Annotated in this window: 16 protein-coding genes and 1 pseudogene; 5 read left to right on the top strand and 12 right to left on the bottom strand. The window is 44.2% G+C overall.

What is annotated here, in order from left to right; translation table 11 throughout:
* The first annotated feature begins 8 nt into the window (after positions 1-8).
* Entirely contained in the window at positions 9-887 is an 879-nt protein-coding gene (locus C942_RS10720) for a LysR family transcriptional regulator (RefSeq protein ID WP_007465573.1), read from the top strand.
* Between the two features lie 102 nt (positions 888-989).
* Here C942_RS10720 and C942_RS10715 read toward each other — a convergent pair whose 3' ends face one another.
* The 3 genes from C942_RS10715 to nhaD form a co-directional block, all read right to left on the bottom strand.
* Positions 990-1,292, bottom strand: coding sequence for a hypothetical protein (locus C942_RS10715; RefSeq protein ID WP_036799637.1), 303 nt, complete (start codon positions 1,290-1,292; stop codon positions 990-992).
* Positions 1,293-1,515: 223 nt separating this feature from the next.
* Positions 1,516-2,166, bottom strand: coding sequence for a hypothetical protein (locus C942_RS10710; RefSeq protein ID WP_007465570.1), 651 nt, complete (start codon positions 2,164-2,166; stop codon positions 1,516-1,518).
* Positions 2,167-2,266: 100 nt separating this feature from the next.
* Complete coding sequence (gene nhaD, locus C942_RS10705; protein WP_232428171.1) at positions 2,267-3,637, bottom strand: sodium:proton antiporter NhaD; 1,371 nt, start codon at positions 3,635-3,637, stop codon at positions 2,267-2,269.
* Between the two features lie 336 nt (positions 3,638-3,973).
* Here nhaD and C942_RS10700 point away from each other — a divergent pair, with 336 nt between their 5' ends.
* The 4 genes from C942_RS10700 (at position 3,974) to C942_RS10685 (ending at position 7,584) form a co-directional block, all read left to right on the top strand.
* Positions 3,974-4,816, top strand: a complete 843-nt coding sequence (locus C942_RS10700) for an ABC transporter ATP-binding protein (RefSeq protein ID WP_007465567.1) — start codon at positions 3,974-3,976, stop codon at positions 4,814-4,816.
* The gene (locus C942_RS10695; protein WP_007465565.1) at positions 4,813-5,757 is read left to right on the top strand and encodes an ABC transporter ATP-binding protein; all 945 of its coding nucleotides are present in this window, start codon (positions 4,813-4,815) and stop codon (positions 5,755-5,757) included. Before C942_RS10700 ends, C942_RS10695 begins: the two co-directional genes overlap by 4 nt.
* Positions 5,754-6,224: a hypothetical protein gene (locus C942_RS10690; RefSeq protein WP_007465563.1), complete on the top strand. Its 471-nt coding sequence runs from the start codon at positions 5,754-5,756 to the stop codon at positions 6,222-6,224. The genes C942_RS10695 and C942_RS10690 overlap by 4 nt, the downstream gene beginning before the upstream one ends.
* A gap of 151 nt (positions 6,225-6,375) precedes the next feature.
* On the top strand, positions 6,376-7,584 hold the full coding sequence (locus C942_RS10685; protein WP_007465560.1) for a serine hydrolase: 1,209 nt from the start codon (positions 6,376-6,378) through the stop codon (positions 7,582-7,584).
* An 82-nt stretch (positions 7,585-7,666) separates the two neighbouring features.
* On the opposite strand, the gene sgrR is transcribed toward C942_RS10685, so the two are convergent.
* The 9 genes and pseudogenes from sgrR to C942_RS10645 form a co-directional block, all read right to left on the bottom strand.
* Positions 7,667-9,361 (bottom strand): HTH-type transcriptional regulator SgrR, encoded by a 1,695-nt coding sequence (sgrR, locus tag C942_RS10680; RefSeq protein WP_007465558.1) that lies wholly within the window; start codon positions 9,359-9,361, stop codon positions 7,667-7,669.
* 186 nt (positions 9,362-9,547) lie between these two features.
* The gene (locus C942_RS10675; RefSeq protein WP_007465556.1) at positions 9,548-10,642 is read right to left on the bottom strand and encodes an ABC transporter permease; all 1,095 of its coding nucleotides are present in this window, start codon (positions 10,640-10,642) and stop codon (positions 9,548-9,550) included.
* The gene (locus C942_RS10670; RefSeq protein ID WP_408633477.1) at positions 10,639-11,469 is read right to left on the bottom strand and encodes an ABC transporter ATP-binding protein; all 831 of its coding nucleotides are present in this window, start codon (positions 11,467-11,469) and stop codon (positions 10,639-10,641) included. The genes C942_RS10675 and C942_RS10670 overlap by 4 nt, the downstream gene beginning before the upstream one ends.
* Positions 11,452-11,550, bottom strand: a pseudogene (locus tag C942_RS25755) (ABC transporter ATP-binding protein); the annotation flags it as partial. The pseudogene C942_RS25755 and the gene C942_RS10670, both read right to left, overlap by 18 nt.
* 7 nt (positions 11,551-11,557) lie before the next feature.
* Positions 11,558-12,505, bottom strand: a complete 948-nt coding sequence (locus tag C942_RS10665) for an HlyD family secretion protein (RefSeq protein ID WP_036799630.1) — start codon at positions 12,503-12,505, stop codon at positions 11,558-11,560.
* Between the two features lie 188 nt (positions 12,506-12,693).
* The gene (locus C942_RS10660; RefSeq protein ID WP_007465550.1) at positions 12,694-13,206 is read right to left on the bottom strand and encodes a hypothetical protein; all 513 of its coding nucleotides are present in this window, start codon (positions 13,204-13,206) and stop codon (positions 12,694-12,696) included.
* Between the two features lie 356 nt (positions 13,207-13,562).
* On the bottom strand, positions 13,563-14,126 hold the full coding sequence (locus tag C942_RS10655) for an Lcl C-terminal domain-containing protein (RefSeq protein WP_007465549.1): 564 nt from the start codon (positions 14,124-14,126) through the stop codon (positions 13,563-13,565).
* Positions 14,126-15,568: an Lcl domain-containing protein gene (locus C942_RS10650; protein ID WP_007465547.1), complete on the bottom strand. Its 1,443-nt coding sequence runs from the start codon at positions 15,566-15,568 to the stop codon at positions 14,126-14,128. The genes C942_RS10655 and C942_RS10650 overlap by 1 nt, the downstream gene beginning before the upstream one ends.
* A gap of 17 nt (positions 15,569-15,585) precedes the next feature.
* Positions 15,586-17,871, bottom strand: coding sequence for a proprotein convertase P-domain-containing protein (locus C942_RS10645; protein ID WP_007465546.1), 2,286 nt, complete (start codon positions 17,869-17,871; stop codon positions 15,586-15,588).
* Position 17,872: the final 1 nt, after the last annotated feature.

The raw sequence follows: 17,872 nt of genomic DNA, 5'->3' as shown, positions 1-17,872 counted from the left end.
GGCCAACGATGATTAATACACAATGGCTTCAAACCTTTATAACCCTGGTAGAAGTCGGCCATTTTACCCAGACTGCCGAAAAACTATTCATGACCCAACCAGGTGTGAGCCAACATATTAAGAAACTGGAAGAGCAGGCTGGTACCCCACTACTCCAAAGGTACGGTAAGCGATTTGAGCTGACTCAAGCCGGTGAAACCCTTTATCACTATGGCTGCCGTCAGCAAAAAGAAGAATCAGAGCTGTTTCATCAGTTACAAAATGATGACCCGTATAGCGGTGAATGCCGATTTGCCTGTTCTGGCTCTCTAGCTACATTCTTATATCCCCATTTTCTCGACTATCAGAAAGCACACCCCGATCTTACTATTAAGCTAGAAGCCGCACCGAATAAACGCATTATTGAAAACTTGAAGGCGAACGAGATCGAAGTCGGAATTGTCACCAGAGAAGTAGAATCAGACGACATTAAGCAAATACTTATTGGACAGGAAACACTTTGTCTGGTTGCACCATCATCATTTGCTAAAGAAGATGTCAGTCTTGAGCGGCTTCAACAACTCGGATTTATCAATCACCCGGATGGAGAGCACTATTTAAAGCAGATGTTCACAGCTAACTATAATGAAGCATTACATAATATTTCTTCGGTGAAAATAGCGGGTTATATCAACCAGCTGAACCAGATTTTGCTTCCGGTCTCACAAGGATTAGGCTTTACCGTATTGCCTGAAAAAACAGTGAGTAGCTTTCCCCATCAAAACAAAATCTCTGTTGTTACAACTACGGAGACTGTAAGCGAAGAACTCTACCTCATCACAAAAAAACATCGGCCTTTACCCAAACGCTATGAGTATTTTGTCGGTCTAATCAAAAAGCTGTTTTAAACAGCTAAAACAACAAATTTAAACCGTCAGAACAACAAAGCCTTGCTAAGCAAGGCTTTGACTTATTACTGCACGCAGATGCTAACCAACCAGTTAGATTTATTACAAGTCTCGCATTAATATTTCAAATTCTTCTTCTGCGGACTCAATCATTTTTGCTAGTTCTCTGGCATCATCACTTGCCATGTGAAGCTGCCAGCGAACCTCATCATGACTTACCGGATCACGACATACGATATCTGTCGCTTTACCACTTGAAAAGAAGTACAAATCTTCGAACTCAGCTTTCAAACTATTATTTTTCTCCTTAATATTGACTTCCAACTCCCCTGTAGGAATAACTGTTACATCTGCATGTAGTCCTCTATGACCTGGCAAGATAAATTGCCGATGAACAGCTAACATACTCTGCCTCCCATCTTAACCCACCATCAACTTTAGTTTAGCTAATATAAGAGGCCGCAGATAAGGATTCACAAAAACAACACAATTATCCAACATTTTGTTTGATATAGATCAGAGTATTATTCCCACTTTATGCTAATGGGTGAATAGTTCTTCAATACTCTTTCCGCGCAGCCAATCATGTTTAAAACAGTGACCATTTTTAAGCTGATACCAAGGATTTTCAAAACCGATAACCCAACCCAATCGAAGACAGCGCGTGCCTCACATCAACATCTTGCTCGTCAATACGGGTCGGAGCAACATAACGTAAAGAAAGCTCCCACTGTTTATAATTCACTACAAACCCGATATGGGAATTAAAACCAAATCCGGTACTGTCAAAAATAACCTCTTCACCTTGATCGGTTACCAAGTCACCTTCAGCATTCAAATAATTCAAACCGACACCAAACTCAAGACGAGAACTTTTACAGTGCCCGCACAAAGTCTTATCTCCCCATTGATAAAACAAAACCGGTGTCAGTGAGAATGAAATCCCCTCAAAGTCACCATCCCGATAACGCTTATCATCTTTGTCATAATCGAGCTCAAAGTAAGTGGTACTGAGCTCAGTGTGATAACCCCACCTTGTATCATCAGAAAAGTATGCTGGAGGCTGGATAAGTGTGAGAACCGGGGTGATCAGGTTTGAAGAATTGAAAGGAACATCATCAAACTGCCCCTTACTGGAGACTTTTGTATTACCGGTACTCTTTACTATGCTCAGCTTTACCGATGGAGTCCTGAAAATCGAGTCATCACCTTCCGCCATCGCCTGTGGCAACGGGCACAGCAAAAAAACACCAGAAAAAATCCATTTTCTTATTTGCATTTGCGACCCCTTTTTTCGTCATCCTTCCTTAAAATTGTACAAATGAACATCAAAAAGGGGCAAATTAACATAGTGACTTATCAATAATTAGCAGTATGGATTAAAACAAACTGCCATTCAGATATAAGTGGCACACAATGCTTGCTACATAACCTAAAGCAATCACAGGCATCCACTTCAAGTGACCAAAAAAGGTGTACTTTCCATGAGCCGCCCCCATTAAAGCCACACCTGCTGCTGAACCAATAGATAGCAAGCTACCACCCACACCAGCGGTAAGTGTTACCAATAGCCAATTACCCAAGCTCAGCTCAGGCTCCATGGTTAATACGGCAAACATTACCGGGATATTATCGACAATTGCTGACAGCACGCCGACCATAATATTGGCCCAGACCGGATTCCATTGGGTGTACATCACCTCTGAAACTACGCCCAGGTATCCCAATAAACTCAAGCCTCCCACACACATTACAACGCCATAAAAGAAAAGTAAGGTGTCCCATTCCGCATGCGAAATCCTTTTGAATACGTCAAATGGCACCACAGAACCCAGCCTGTCCAAAGCCGCTTCATCCTTATTGGCCCGCGCAATCGCCCGTTTCTTTTCCAACGATTGTGGTAAGGTCTTAACCAAAAAGAAGCTAAAGAATTGTAGATAGGCCAGCCCCATCATCATGCCGACAACGGGCGGGAAATGTACCCAGGCATGAAAAGCTACTGCGGTCATAATCGTCAGAATGAACAGGCCGACAATTCTACGAGCTCCACGCTTGAGCTCAATATACTCACCCACAGTGTTCGGCTGCGTTTTCGGAACAAACAACGACATAATTACAGCAGGTACAAGGTAATTAACCAATGACGGGATGAAGAGATCGGTAAACTGCAGAAAGCTAACTAACCCGGCCTGCCAAACCATCAACGTTGTGATATCTCCGAATGGACTGAATGCTCCACCGGCATTTGCTGCAACTACAATATTGATACAAGCTAGATTTATGAAACGGGTATTATCGCCGCCGACTTTCATCACAACGGCACACATCAAAAGCGCGGTCGTCAGGTTATCTGCGATAGGAGAGATAAAGAATGAGAGAATACCTGTCAGCCAGAAAAGCGTCCTGAAATTAAAACCTTTGCTTACCATCCATGATTGAAGTGCATCAAAGAGCCGTCGCTCTTCCATGGCATTGATATAGGTCATCGCCACCAGCAGGAACAGCAACAGTTCCGCATATTCGAGCAGGTTATGCTCAAGCGCATGTTTGGCTAGATCAATCTGCCCCTGCTGCTGGAATACGAACCCAATCATCAGCCATATGATACCAGCCGCTAACAGAACAGGTTTCGATTTACGTAACTGTAAATACTCCTCCCCCATCACCAGGCAGTAGGCTAACCCGAAAATCACTAACGCGGTATAACCAACCGTTGACTGGGTTAAATCCATTCCCGTCTCTACGGCCATCACAGGCGATGCGGCAACTAGTCCTGTTAATGAAAATACAAGCTGTTTAACAAACATTTTCCTCTCAGCTCCTTGAGAAATATAAAATCCAGCTAACTATCCATACTGTAAACATTTATTAATCTGTAGAGTAGCAACCAAACAAACAGAAAAACAACAAAACATTAACATACAGCTGTTTTTTTAGCTTACTAACTGCCTTAAATCGCAAATAATGAAACGATAAATATATTTTTGTAAGCTTCATCACCTACTGGCTCTCTTCGCTTTACTTAACATGCAAATGGTAATAATTTTCATTACGAATTAACATTTTGAATTTTAAGGGAGAGAACGATGGAACAGGCATATCACCCCGATCCATTGGTAAAAGTTAGAGATCTGGAAGTGACCTATATTACCGACAACGAAGATTTCCGGGCCGTTAAAAAGGTCAGCTTCGATATCGGAAAAAGTGAAATATTCGGTCTGGCGGGAGAGTCAGGCTGCGGCAAAAGCACTATCGCCTTTGCCATCAACCGCCTTCACAAGCCACCAGCACTGATCACAAACGGTGAGATAAATTACAACGGCACCAACCTGCTCCAGTTGAGTGAAAAAGAGATGGGCGTTATCCGCTGGAAAGAGATTGCAATGGTTTTCCAGAGTGCGATGAACTCACTCAACCCGGTTCTTCCGCTCAAGGAACAATTTGCCGATGTTATGCGACATCACCTTGGGTGCACTAATGAAGAGGCTTATGCCAGAGCTGAAAAGCTGCTTGATCTGGTCAACATTCCTCGTGAACGATTATCTGAATTTCCACACCAGTTCAGTGGTGGTATGCGTCAGCGACTGGTTATCGCCATTGCCCTGAGTCTGAATCCTAAGCTGATCATCATGGATGAACCGACAACGGCACTTGATGTCGTCGTGCAGCGTGAAATCCTGCAACAAATCTACCAGTTGCGTAGAGAGTTCGATTTCTCTGTACTGTTTATCACTCACGACCTCGCTCTAATGAGCCAGCTTTGTGATCGTATTGCTGTTATGCGTCACGGTGAAATTGTTGAAGTCAACAAGGCAAAGGAAATCAGGAACAATCCTCAACACCCATACACCCAACAGTTATGGGCATCATTCCCTAACATTCACGAAGAAGCTGAACACATCAGCGTGACAGAGGATATTTCAGCATGAGCCAGCCAATCATTGAAGTTAAAAGCGTCACTAAGGAATTTGCAGCCGGCGGCGGTTTCGGCTCAAAGGAAATATTCCGAGCACTGAATAACGTCAGCTTTACCCTGCATAGAGGCAGAACACTCGCCCTTGTTGGCGAATCCGGTTGTGGCAAAAGTACTTGTGCAAGACTGATCACCAAAGTTCACAGCCCGACTGAAGGTGAAATTCTGTTCAAAGGCAAGAATATTGCCGACATCAGTTCACGCAAGGAAGTATTAAATTACCGCAGCAAGGTGCAAATGGTATTCCAGGACCCTTTCGGATCGCTCAATCCAACCCATACGATCCGACACCACCTCACCCGCCCGCTCCTTATCCATAAGCAGGTTAGCCATAAATCAGAGCTACCACAAAAACTGAAAGAGTTAATGAACCTGATCGAGCTGCCGATTTCCGACCTCGATAAATACCCTCATCAACTGAGCGGCGGTCAGCGCCAACGTATCAACCTTGCCCGCGCACTGGCAGTTGGTGCAGAAGTCATCCTAGCTGATGAGCCGACATCAATGCTGGATGTCTCCATTCGCCTTGGCATTCTCAATCTGATGAAGGAAATGAAAGAACAAAAAGGTATCGGCTTTTTGTATATCACCCATGACTTAGCCACCGCTCATTACATTGCAGAAGAAACCGCCGTAATGTACCGGGGCAAAATCGTTGAATGGGGAGATACTCGGGCAATACTCAGAAACCCGACACACCCATATACTCGTCTGCTAATTTCAGCCGTACCGGATCCTGATCTTCCATTTCACCAACTTGTTGATTCTGAGCCAGACTATTCAGTAAGTGCTGATAAAATCCGTTCGCTCAGCCTTGCTGATGTAAGTGGGTATCGGCAAATTGCCGACAATCACTTTGTCGCTAATTGGGAAGAAAATAAGGAATGCGTTGCATGAATGAAATTCAGTCATGGCTCACTCAAATCAAGCAGTGGTATCAACCGCAACAGCGCCGGGATATCAACATCCTGATCAATGCTGTCAGCAATGCTCCCGATAGTATTTTCGGCGCGATGGAAACAGAAAGACACAGTGAGGCCCTGGCCTACTGGATCGACAGTTGCCAACGGCTCGGCTTCTATTATCAGGATATCGCCGAACCGGAAAAAGCCTTCAACTACCTTCAATTCGCTTATGCAAAATTGCAGGAAATGGCCTGTAATCCAAAGCTGGATCCGGGAATGAAACGCTGGAGCCTGAAGCGATTGGACCGCATGATTGTCGCCATGGCTGACTTTTGTCAGCGTCAGGAAGATACCAAGTGGCAACAGGAAAGCACCCAGTTAATTGAACTACATGTTGCTTTCATGCAGGCACAAAATAATCAAAACCTCTCCTACTCCATTGATCCAGACTCTTGTTGACACAACAAAGGGAGATCTTTTATCACCATCCAAACCTTCACATCAGTTTTATTCCAACAATAAGGCTGGTGTGAAATAAATCCTGATTCTTCATATGTTTTTACTAAGCTCAATATAGCGCTATCGAACAGCTATCAAGGGTTACAAAACAATGACATTGAAGAATATCAAACCAAACTACCTCCTAATCACTTTCTTGTGGCTCTTCTCCTTCATTCCTACTACCAATGCCGAACCTGAACTTATGCCCAGCCCACCGAAAATTGCGGCAAAAGCCTGGGTACTGATGAGTTACCAGTCCGGCCAGATCATTGCCAGTGATAATGAAAGAGAACAATTAGCACCGGCAAGTCTTGCCAAAATCATGACAAGTTATGTTGTCGGCCAGGAATTGAAAGCTGGCCATATCGCTGCCGACGATACTGTCATCATAAGTGAGAGTGCCTGGGGTAAAAAATTCCCCGGTTCATCGAAAATGTTCCTGAATGTAGGTGATGAAGTCTCTGTTGATGATCTGAACCATGGCGTGATTATAGCCTCTGGTAACGATGCCACTGTAGCCCTTGCAGAGCATGTTGCCGGGCATCAGTCAGCCTTTGTTGAGATGATGAACATTCATGCACAAAAAATCGGCATGATGGACAGCTATTTTGCAAACCCTCACGGACTGGACAGTGAAGGTCAGACTACTACAGCTTATGATATGGCATTACTGACACGATCTTTCATACACGAACTTCCTGATATTTATCAGCTATTTAAAGAAAAATCGTTTAAGTTCGGTGATATCAAACAGGGAAATCGCAATGCCCTGCTATGGGATACCACACTGAATGTGGACGGTGTTAAAACCGGCTATACGAAAAAGGCCGGATACAGCCTAGTTTCATCCGCAATACAGAATGATCAGCGCCTGATTGCTGTAGTAATGGGAACCAAAAGCCCGGATGCAAGAAGGACTGAATCAAAAAAACTGCTAACATGGGGGTTCAGATTCTTCCAGGACATCACCCCGCAATTCAGCGGCAAAGAGCTGTCACCGCTTAAAGTATGGTATGGCTCACCATCAACCATAAGTCTTGAAGTTTCTGATGGTGGTGTCATCACGGTCCCAAGACGGCAAAGAAAAGATCTAGAATATAAGATCAGCTATAACCATGAACTGGAAGCCCCCGTCAGCAAAGGTCAGCAAGTCGGAAAAGTGGAATGGTATCTGGGTGAAAAACTGTTGACAGAACAACCAATCCTTGCTGCAGAAGCAGCAGAAGAAGCACCCTGGTATAAAAAAATCATCGATATGGTCTGGCGTCCGATAGCACAATGGTTCACCGACCGCGACTGGGGTAGCTTTGGTGGCTAACCAAAAACTCCAACGAAAAAATGAAAGACAGGCCAGTTGTCTTCCAGGCCTGTTTCATAACAAAGAGTTTAATGCTTTAAAATCAGTGTTCTGGTTTCATCCATACTGATTTGAAATCAAACCATCCCATTGAGTTCGACTGCATTCCCTGCAAAACACCTGAATCATCAACACCATGCCAGTTGTGAAACAGCGGAAGTATCTGACCACTTTGGACCAAACGTGCACCTATATCCTGACAAGGAGAAGTTTTCTCAGGGGCAGCTCGCCATCGCATAACAGCCTGTTCCAGCTCATCAAATTCCTCTTTCGGCATCACTCTGGCAATATGGTCGAAATTGAAATACCAAGACAGAATGGCATCATCACGGTAATTCATCAGGCTCATACCACCCAGCCAGATATCAATCTTATCGGCATGTTTACCAGACCAGATATCCATAGTGGACAACTCTAGCACCTTAAGTTTAACGCCGTCTTCCGCCAGCAAAGTTCTTATTGCTTCAGCAATTTGCGGATAAACCGGATGCTGGCGCGGGAATGCTAAGGTGACAGTCCGCTTAGCTGGAACAGGCTTACTCCCCGACTGAAACGGGACATGTGCCCAACCCGGCAGGATACCGTAAGCATTTATAAGACGAAAATCGCCTAAATCATCCTGATTCAGCAAACGCAGGATATTCAGTGAAGTCAGCCGACTCTGGAAATAATCCAGCCAATCGTCGTTATTCGTCAAACCGGTAAGTCTGTTAAATAGCAGATAGTTGCATCCCTCATCAAGTTGCATCCTTGCAGAGACATTCCACCCACTCAGCTGGTTTATTTCCGTTCCCGGCTGAAGGTAGCAGGCCGCGACTTCTGACAGCATCCAGATATCGACAACGTCAATCAATGCACGGAAACCAAAGTACTGATCAAAAGCCTCTAACTTAAACCGTTGCTTGTCATTCTGAATAATTTTGTAAGGACCTGAACCTGTTGGGAAAAGGACATTATCATTATCAAAATCACTGTCAGACGGCTGGATCATCGCCTGCAGGTTCGTCAGCAGTTCAGGTAAACGATGATCATCAGCACTTAGATGGATATCGATAGTATTAACATAAGGCGATTCCACCTTTTTTATATGGCGGAATAAACGATGCTTTTTGACATATTCGAAAGTGGTAATGATGTCATTGCAGTCAAGCAGCTTGCCGTCATGGAAGCGGACTGCAGGACGAATATAAAATCGCCAATGACGAGGAGAAAGCGCTTCCCAGTGATGGGCTAGATCGCCTTCAATTTCCTCTTTTTCCTCATTAACTTGAGTTAATCCATTGAAAATCTGTCGAACCAGGTGCTGCTCTGAACGCCGTAGCGGGTGCAGTGGATTGAGGTTACTAAATGCCCGATAATAAGGTAAGCGCACAATCTGCTTACCCTGCGAAGTAGTATGGCCCAGTTGCTCCTGAATCAACTGGGCAAGTTTGTCAGCGTTGTTGCCAAGCGCTTCCAACGCAGGTTCCAGCTTACCTTCGGCCACCAGCCTTCTGGCGTGCATGTATTGTAATTCACTGTCTGTACTGTGAAATATCAGCTTTGACTGTTTTCCTCGCCCTACAGCCGGGTGCCAGTCAATCCAGCCTTTATCAACCATTTTGTTGATGACCATGCGAACATTACGCCGAGTGCAAAACAACACTTCTGCAATATCGTGCAGATTAGTTTCACAATCTTCGCCGGAAAAATGGTTGTAGAGACGTTGAAATTGAAGTTTCAACCTTTGACTGCTCATAAAAGAGGAACCTTTATCATTTATTTGTTCTGTTTTTCACTTCCTATTTTAACGTAATAATAAGCAGCAACAAGAAAGATTCCGTTTTGATGGTGACCAGAAAAGATTTGCGCTTCATACCCCCATTCAAATGCATGTCTTCTGAGTGAAGCTGGTCACCATCTTTTTTAGTTTTATATCAGAAAGTTAATCAAGACTCTTCTTAAAGCGCAGCGATGCAATCACAAGCCCTAAAAAAGTAAATCCGACCATCCACAACGCATCCCGCCAGAGGTCGATTAAATCTGCGCCACGCAGCACAATTCCCCTAATCATCCGCATAAAATGCGTCGCGGGCAGAACTTCTGCAATCCACTGAGCCGCAACCGGCATAGCTTCATAAGGAAACATAAACCCGGACAACAAAATCGACGGCAACAGAATAAACACCGTCATCTGCATTGCCTGAAGTTGTGTCTGCGCAATGGTTGAGATAACCAACCCCAAAGTCAAGCTGGCGGAAATGAACAGCAATGTGCCAAACAGAACCTGAGACAAATCACCGTTAATCGGAACATCAAAAATGAAATGCCCTAAGCCGAGAATGATTGCCACCTGAATCAGGCCAACAAAAATATAGGGGATGATTTTCGCGATCATCAACTCCAGTGAATGAACCGGTGTTGTGATAAGTAATTCCAGATTTCCCCTTTCCCGCTCACGCACTATAGCTGCGGAGGTAAACAGGATCATGGTCATTGTCAGAATCACGCCCAGCAAACCGGGCACGATATTGACCGCCGATCGCCGTGACGGATTGAAATACAGCGCAACCTCAAACGTCGTTTCCCCGGACGGCTGATAGGTGATTAACTCCTGCAACGGCATATTTCTCAGCTGTAATAGTGCTGCACTGACCATAGTATCTGAACCATCAACCAGCCACTGACCAACTGTTCGTCCCTGGGTTATTCGTTGGGACAAATCAGATGGCAAAACTAATGCAGCCCTGACAACCCCTTGCGTAATAGCCTGCTCAGCTTCTGCTGCTGTCGGATATGTGTGAGTAACGGTAACAACCTGAGTTGCCTTTACTGATTCAGTAATCACACGGCCTGCCGCTGAGTGGCTTTTATCGACGACTGCCACGGGAATATTTCGAACATCCGTATTTATCGCATAGCCAAACAGCAAAAGTTGAATCAACGGAATCATCACTACCATGGCAAAGGTAATACGATCCCGTGATAATTGACGGAGTTCTTTGACCATAATGGCCTTAATTCTTAAGAAACTCTTCATTGTCTTCCCGCCCCCGTTGACGTAACAAACACATCTTCAAGGCTCGGTCGGGCAATCGCCATTTCAGCATTATTCAAATACGGTATCTGTTGCCGTAACCATGAAATGGGCTCTTCGATATTCTGATTTACCAACACCCGTAAACGAATTCCAAGTTGTGCGGCGGAACGAATTTCCGGACGTCGAAGAAGATCGGCCTTTAATTTCCTAAGCTGATCCGCCTGCACCTCCACAACATTCACACCCATATTCTGCATCAGGGCTTCTGGCGGTCCGTCGGCCCTAACAACTCCGGCTTCCATTATCGCCAGTCCATGGCATCGCTCAGCTTCATCCATATAATGACTGGTGACCAGAATCGTGGTTCCCTGATCGCTGAGATCAAATAACTGCTCCCAAAAGTCACGACGGTTTTCAGGGTCTACCGCAGAAGTTGGTTCATCAAGGAACAACAAATCCGGCTCATGCATTGTCGCAGCTGCCAGTCCAAGCCTTTGCTTCTGTCCACCACTCATACTTCCGGCTCGCTGACGTGAAAGGCGATCTAAGCCATAGGTTGAAAGCTGCTCCGCTACCCTATGTTTAAGTGCTTTATTGGTAATTCCGAACACCTGACCGATAAACTCAAGGTTTTCAGCAACGGTTAAATCCTCATACAGGGAAAATTTTTGGGTCATATATCCAATGCGTAATCGAAGCTTTTCTGCTTCCCTTGGTATATTCAGCCCCAGCACTTCAATGTTGCCCTCTGTCGGGCTAAGCAGGCCAGTCAGCATTCGAATGGTTGTTGATTTACCGCATCCGTTCGGACCGAGGAATCCATAAATACTGCCCGTAGGAACCACCAGACTTAACCCGTCGACAGCGGTAAAATCTCCAAACTTACGGGTAATGTTGCGAGCAACGATTGCGTTCTCACTCATGGGGCATCTCCACCTGAGCCGGAACACCAGCTGGCAACTCAGTCGCTTCAGCCGGCATAACAACCTCAGCTAAATACACCAGTCGGGCTCGATCCTGTTCATTCAGCGCATAATAAGGCGTAAAGGCAGGTTCAGTAGCAATCCAGCGCAATGTTCCGGTATAGCTGGTATTCATACCGTCAACATGAACCGTCAGCCTGTCACCTGCTTTGAGTTTGACCCGGTATGGTTCAGGAACATAAACCCGAGCATAAGGAGCGGTTTCGGCCTGAATTGCGGCAACAATGCTGCCAGCAGTTACTCGCTCACCAATATTGTACGGAAGACTGTCGAGCACCCCATCGCGGGTTGCCACTACTGTCAAATCTTTAAGAATTTGGTCTTGCAACGTAGCCTCGGCCTTAGCTGCTTCCAAAGCGGCCTGTGCCTGAGTAATATTTTCCGGACGCTCACCCCGCGTAAGTTTTGCCAACAGCTCACTGGCAGAATCATAGTCAGCCTGAGCAGCATCACGCTCTGCCCTCGCTTTATCTTTTTCTGCAAAGCTTGCCAGCTTCTGGGAGACCAACCTGGAAATACGGTGAAAGTTATTTTTAGCTTCCCGCAGTGTTGCCTGTGCACGCTCCACACTCGCCTGAGCCGCAGCAATATCTTCCGGCCGCTCACCATTTGTCAGCATCAGCAGGTATGCCGCGGCTTTGGCTTCTTCTGCTTTTGCCCTTGCCATAACAGCCTGCTGTTGCTTCGTATCTAGTTGAACCAGCACATCCCCTTTAGTGACTATACCCCCCTCTTTCACTGGTTGCTCACGAACTATTTCTCCGGCCGTTGCTGTTAGCGTGACACGGTCACGCTCAAGTGTTCCTAAAGCGACATTTGCGTTATTCTCACTGCAGGCAAATAAGCTAATCAACGCAATGAACAACAATATTTTTTTCATGATTTCTCGACTCACAAATCCACCTCAATTATTAAAAGTGTATGCCCGCAAGTCAGATAGACAATTGAATTAATTCACATAATTCATCAAAAATGGAGAAGATTGGGGAATGGAAGAATGGCGTTTTCCGCACAACTCAATATTGCCACTCTGGATTGGCGATTGTTTAAATTAATACGATTAGTTGTTTAACTTAATAGCTTCATTCCGATAGAAACCGCTACAGTTATACCCATAAACCATGCGCCCATTGTCAATTCTTCATACGCAAGACCGATATTACGTTCTTTTTCTTTGATAGCCTCCGACAACTTTTCCAACACCTCCTCATCCTCAGATGAGACCTTATGGCTGAAGCCGGATGACCGATGCATTGACGACGCATGTTGATTATTTGCCGATGGGAAAGCCTCGATTTTCAGGGCTAATAATGTATGCCCCCATGAACAGACAAAAGCAAACACAGCAATTAACAATGCCACCAGGCGAATCCATTCAATTGGAAACGAAGGAGAAAACAGGCTCTGACTCTTTAGCATCATCGCAATTGCCAGCGCCACAAGAATCGCAGTTACTACGACAAATAGCCTGGAACATTTATTTTCAACTTGTCCCAAGAGCAGTAACTCTTCTGCATGGCGACTTTTTAGTTCATTAACCTTTGCGATAAAAACCTCTCCTTGCCTGTTTATAGCCTGCATACTTATACCCTTCGTCATTCAAACGGTGGTGATCACCAAACATAGTCCCTAATGCGTAACCTAATAAAAGCATAGTAAATTTTCAGATTTTGGATTTGTTACTATTATCATTTTGCATCATTGCTCCGAAAGGTAGGCTGGGAGCAGTAAAACATGTCAATCTATTGAGTTGACACACAATAGAGCTATTGTGACAAATAACACTGCCCAAAGTTGATACAAGACTTTCGTCAGAGTTAGGGAAAGAATTAATCATAGAATCATCACCGACATAGTCTTTGATTCTAGGCTAAACAAAATAAAAGAAGGAAGTCATAAGACTTCCTCCTTTGTTAAAGCTTCAAGTTCAGCATCGATTATTCATCACTTACCAAAAGCACACTAATGGCCAGACCTGAAGGTTCACGAGGAAATATTTCACCGTTAATCGAATCAAATGTAAAAATTTGCGAACCATCCGCGGTCGGCGTATTACTCCAAATATAAGCTTTCATCGAGCCATCATTTGTTTCATATGGGAAGGCACTGGCAAAAGCCTTACCGTTCATTGATGGTCGGCGACAACCATGTTCAGTGAGAGAAACCAGTTCCTTAATATTTGGCAAACGCCATTGCTTCTTACCACCAAATTGGTGAAGAGCATGACTTTCACTATTATTGATAGCTTCAACATCACTTAATGCAGCCTGCCAAAAGACCTCACTTCCTTTTCCTTCACAGGACTGCTTTTGTTTAATCCATGTCTTACCAAGAGGGCAACGCATCCACGTCAGACCGGACACACGATCATAAAGAGTACCATTGTCGTTGAAAGAATAACGAACATTAGGCGCAGTTTTACCCATATCGATTCTGCACTCTTGTGCCATGCTAAACGCAGGAAGCAGAGCCATTACCAGCCCTAAGATTTGTTTTTTCATTAGTTATTGCTCTCTTTTGAAACCAAACGGATTGGAAGCTGGTAAGAGGTACTGTTATCACTTGCAGCTTTATTGCTGAGAATTTGGTCCATATAAATTTGACCTCGTTCATCACCACGAGTTTGGATTATGCTGATATACATTCCGCCCTCACTATTTTGGTCTGAATATTCAGTATAAAAGTCAGTAGAAGTCCAAACTTCTCCTTCAAAGACATCACTGGCGATACTTTGCAATGGGAAGTATTTATAAGTAAGGCCGTACACTTCACCACCATCGTCTGTTTCCGTCTCACCAAAATCAATTAGATCATAAAACTCATAGTAAGTCGGCAAACGCCAAGTGTTGATACCGCAAACCTGTTGTTCGTTTAGATACTTAACATATTGCTCTGTAGTACAAACGTCATCGCCTTTAGCTTTACAGCTGGCAGCATTGAGATCTTCTATATATGGTTCAAACTTATCGGCTACCTGGTAAGCATACAGGCGATCAAAGTGCTGAATTGAATTTTCATCATTTTTCTTGCTTTCCCAGATAAGGCCTGTACGCGCATCTTTCACACATGACCATTCAGCAGCTGCATCCGGCAACGGCTTTCCGTGTTTATCGAGTTTAACGAACTTAAATCCGTTATCCGTTTTATCGAAGCCCAGCTCTGCGTCTTGTCCCGGGTAATCTGTTGATGGCTGAGTCTTATCAACGCTATCGGTATAGTATGTTGCCACCCCGGTATCATTAAGAGCAACCTTAGCCACAGAGCCATTAATATTATCAATAACACGTTTTAGTTCAGCATCACTCGGTGCTGCTGCCATCAGAACATCTTTATATTTTTCCAAATTCTGAGTCAGCATTACCAATGAAAAATCCGGTGTCGTTTTATCCAATGCCGTTACTATAGATAGAAAGTTATTTTCAAACGTAACATATTCGCTATTACTACCTTCATTTAACAAGTTATCTGTCGCAGGTAGTCCCATAGCAATCAGCATTGATTTAGCAGACTTGACTGCATCACCAAAGCTATTTCCTGAAGCGGCCTGGCTAGCAACCAATGTCGAAACCGCATTAATTTCATTACCAGTGACCTTGCGCTGTCCCGGAGAAACTAATAAAGCGTTAGTCGATGAATCAGCGGCACTACGTGCTATCGTTGATACACCAGTATCCAAATTTACTACAAGCGGTACATCATAAATTGCCTTGTTAGTACTCTTGATCGTGAACTCACCATTCTTTGCCGATGCACTTGGTTCATCCGAATCACAGACAAAGTCACCATTAAAGTCAGCACATACAGTCTCATTACCTTGAGCAACCTGTGCCGTAATACGACCTGAAATACTGTATTGCGGTGAACTTTCATCCGGTCTATCACCAACACCGTTACAGCCAGTAACAAGCATAGCCGCTGCAAGGACACTTAATTGATATTTCATGTATTTGTATCTTCCGTTTAAATTGAAAGCTGTCGCTCACGGCGCCAGAATAAAAAGCCAAGTCCAAGTAACATTCCCATAGATGTAGAGCCACCGCTACCACCACCAGTTGAGCTGGAGTTATTGTTACTATTATTTTCAGTATTAGTTTTAGTGCTGTCTTTTATTTCACCGCAGCTGTATTTAGCAATACGGCCAACAGCCCATTCAACCAATTCACCTTTTTTACCTGTCGAATAATCGGTTATTTCTAATCGCCAGGTCCCTGACATTGGTTCGTCAGCAAACGGCTTCAGCACATCGTCATGTTTAGCTACCCAATAACGAGTCAATATGGGCTTAGAGTAAACTCGGTTAGTCAACAAATCCTTACGAGTACCCTTCGGTGAAACCAAAGTCACCCGTAAATCAGCCATATTCTCATGATTCAATTTCAGATATACCGCTAACCTGTCATCTGCCAAGTTTTTATCGCCATTAATAATAAAATTAAAGGTCTTAAAACCGAAACCGCTCTGCGTCGCATCAGGGATAATTGAATTCTGGACTTTTACATTCTGATCAAACTTTGGAACGCCATATATCAGACTGTCTTCTTTATTCCAGCTTAACTTTTGTAGCTGACTGTCATATTGATAATCCAACGAGGTTGTCAGCAAGAATGTTTCACCACATGATTCTGAAGCCGGCAAAACAATTTCTCTTTCCAGCGTTGAAAATTTACCTGCAGTAACATCTAAATTGCTACCAATTGAAGTTTGCATTCGACCTTTAACAGAAGCCTGACGTTCATTAGCGATCAAACGCACCTGCAATGGTTTTGTTTCATCTACATATCTTGAGTTCACTTCTGTATGGAATGGTTCTTTAAACAAACCATGCAATTTAAAGTTTGATTTAAACAATTCAGCATAATCACGACCCGGATACAGTTTTTCTGCCACATAGATAATACTCTCTACCAGATCGTGCATCTTCATGCCGCGACCAAGACCATGCATCGATTCCAGAACTATAGTATCCACTTCTTTAAACGCTTCTTTACCATATAGCTCTACGCCTTGCTTCAAGGTCTGGAACAAAGGTGTCGACCAGAGTTCATCCCCCAATTCACCGCCGACACTTTCATGAGCGCGGTATTCGCTTTGCTCAAAATAACGGGCGCGCTGATTCCACAAACTGCGTGTGGCAACCTTCGTTCCGAAATAGCCGTCCCAGTTAAAGACAGTGTCAATTTCAAAATTGCTACCCTGTTCATACAACTTGCGATAGCTATCTGAGCCAGCCCAGTAATCAGCAAAACCTTCTGCCATTGCGCCTGTGTGACCATACCCCCAGTCTTCAACGATCCGATGATGGATACCGTGGGCAAGTTCATGCACAACAACATCGGCGTCTAAAGCATCCGGTGCACTTCCGGTACCCAACATTAATGTATTGGTCCCTATTAAATAGGTTGAGTTATCATTGGTGATCCCTGTCGCATCAAACCTGACCGGTTCATTGAAAAGTTCATAGCCAAGTGATTTCAAATAACGCAATGACTGATCGATTTGATAGAAAGCCATCACTTGTAGAAAGTTATTGCTACCAAACGTCAAAGTTTTTAGATCATTTAACTGATCAAACTCCGAAACACTTTCCGGTGGCATAAAGTTATTACTGTTACTAGGCTCCCAACCCCCGGATACCGGGTTCTTAGTTTCATAATCTTCAACTTCAACCAACTTCACCCGAGCATTTGATAGATGGTATTTACCCCCCGAGTTCAGCACCTCAATATCTCGCATGACAAAACGTGGCTGACCAGGATAATCTGAAACATTCTTCCAAGTTGTTGCAGGTGCCGCTGCTCTGTCCATTGTTCGAAGATCAGGATCGACAACATTCACCTGAGTAGAAATAATATTGCCTGAACTAATATCAGGTGATTCAACAGCCTTTAATCGACTGATACTTTCAAGCTCTGCTAACTTTTCAGCAACACCATTTCGAATAACAGTGTCTTCAAGGCTTTTAAATACACGCTGAACAATACCTGCATTATCTGTATGAACAACGATGGTGCGCTGGGCTTTATAATCACTACCCAGACCAATATTAAAATTATATTGGTAACCTAGTTTACTTTTGGTTTTATATCGCAGTTCAATGTCACTGACAGCCGGATAATGCGTTTCAACGTAAGTTTTAGCGTCGGCCTGATCGGCCACCGTTTCATTGCCTGCCGGGTAATCCCACTCACCGGCATGGCTTACTGCACTGGCCATCGCCAGTGCAAGTAGGCTAAGTTTTTGCTTCATA

The sequence above is a fragment of the Photobacterium marinum genome (genome assembly GCF_000331515.1).
Lineage (GTDB): Bacteria > Pseudomonadota > Gammaproteobacteria > Enterobacterales > Vibrionaceae > Photobacterium > Photobacterium marinum.
This window is presented reverse-complemented; position numbering and strand designations above follow the sequence as displayed.

Bases quoted from the DNA above. Each gene is read 5' to 3' on its own strand.
- C942_RS10685 (WP_007465560.1), top strand. From the start codon at position 6,376: ATGACATTGAAGAATATCAAACCAAACTACCTCCTAATCACTTTCTTG.
- C942_RS10690 (WP_007465563.1), top strand. From the start codon at position 5,754: ATGAATGAAATTCAGTCATGGCTCACTCAAATCAAGCAGTGGTATCAA.
- C942_RS10710 (WP_007465570.1), bottom strand. From the start codon at position 2,166: ATGCAAATAAGAAAATGGATTTTTTCTGGTGTTTTTTTGCTGTGCCCG.
- C942_RS10675 (WP_007465556.1), bottom strand. From the start codon at position 10,642: ATGAAGAGTTTCTTAAGAATTAAGGCCATTATGGTCAAAGAACTCCGT.
- C942_RS10715 (WP_036799637.1), bottom strand. From the start codon at position 1,292: ATGTTAGCTGTTCATCGGCAATTTATCTTGCCAGGTCATAGAGGACTA.
- C942_RS10720 (WP_007465573.1), top strand. From the start codon at position 9: ATGATTAATACACAATGGCTTCAAACCTTTATAACCCTGGTAGAAGTC.
- C942_RS10655 (WP_007465549.1), bottom strand. From the start codon at position 14,126: ATGAAAAAACAAATCTTAGGGCTGGTAATGGCTCTGCTTCCTGCGTTT.
- C942_RS10700 (WP_007465567.1), top strand. From the start codon at position 3,974: ATGGAACAGGCATATCACCCCGATCCATTGGTAAAAGTTAGAGATCTG.
- sgrR (WP_007465558.1), bottom strand. From the start codon at position 9,361: ATGAGCAGTCAAAGGTTGAAACTTCAATTTCAACGTCTCTACAACCAT.
- nhaD (WP_232428171.1), bottom strand. From the start codon at position 3,637: ATGGCCGTAGAGACGGGAATGGATTTAACCCAGTCAACGGTTGGTTAT.
- C942_RS10695 (WP_007465565.1), top strand. From the start codon at position 4,813: ATGAGCCAGCCAATCATTGAAGTTAAAAGCGTCACTAAGGAATTTGCA.
- C942_RS10650 (WP_007465547.1), bottom strand. From the start codon at position 15,568: ATGAAATATCAATTAAGTGTCCTTGCAGCGGCTATGCTTGTTACTGGC.
- C942_RS10645 (WP_007465546.1), bottom strand. From the start codon at position 17,871: ATGAAGCAAAAACTTAGCCTACTTGCACTGGCGATGGCCAGTGCAGTA.
- C942_RS10660 (WP_007465550.1), bottom strand. From the start codon at position 13,206: ATGCAGGCTATAAACAGGCAAGGAGAGGTTTTTATCGCAAAGGTTAAT.
- C942_RS10665 (WP_036799630.1), bottom strand. From the start codon at position 12,505: ATGAAAAAAATATTGTTGTTCATTGCGTTGATTAGCTTATTTGCCTGC.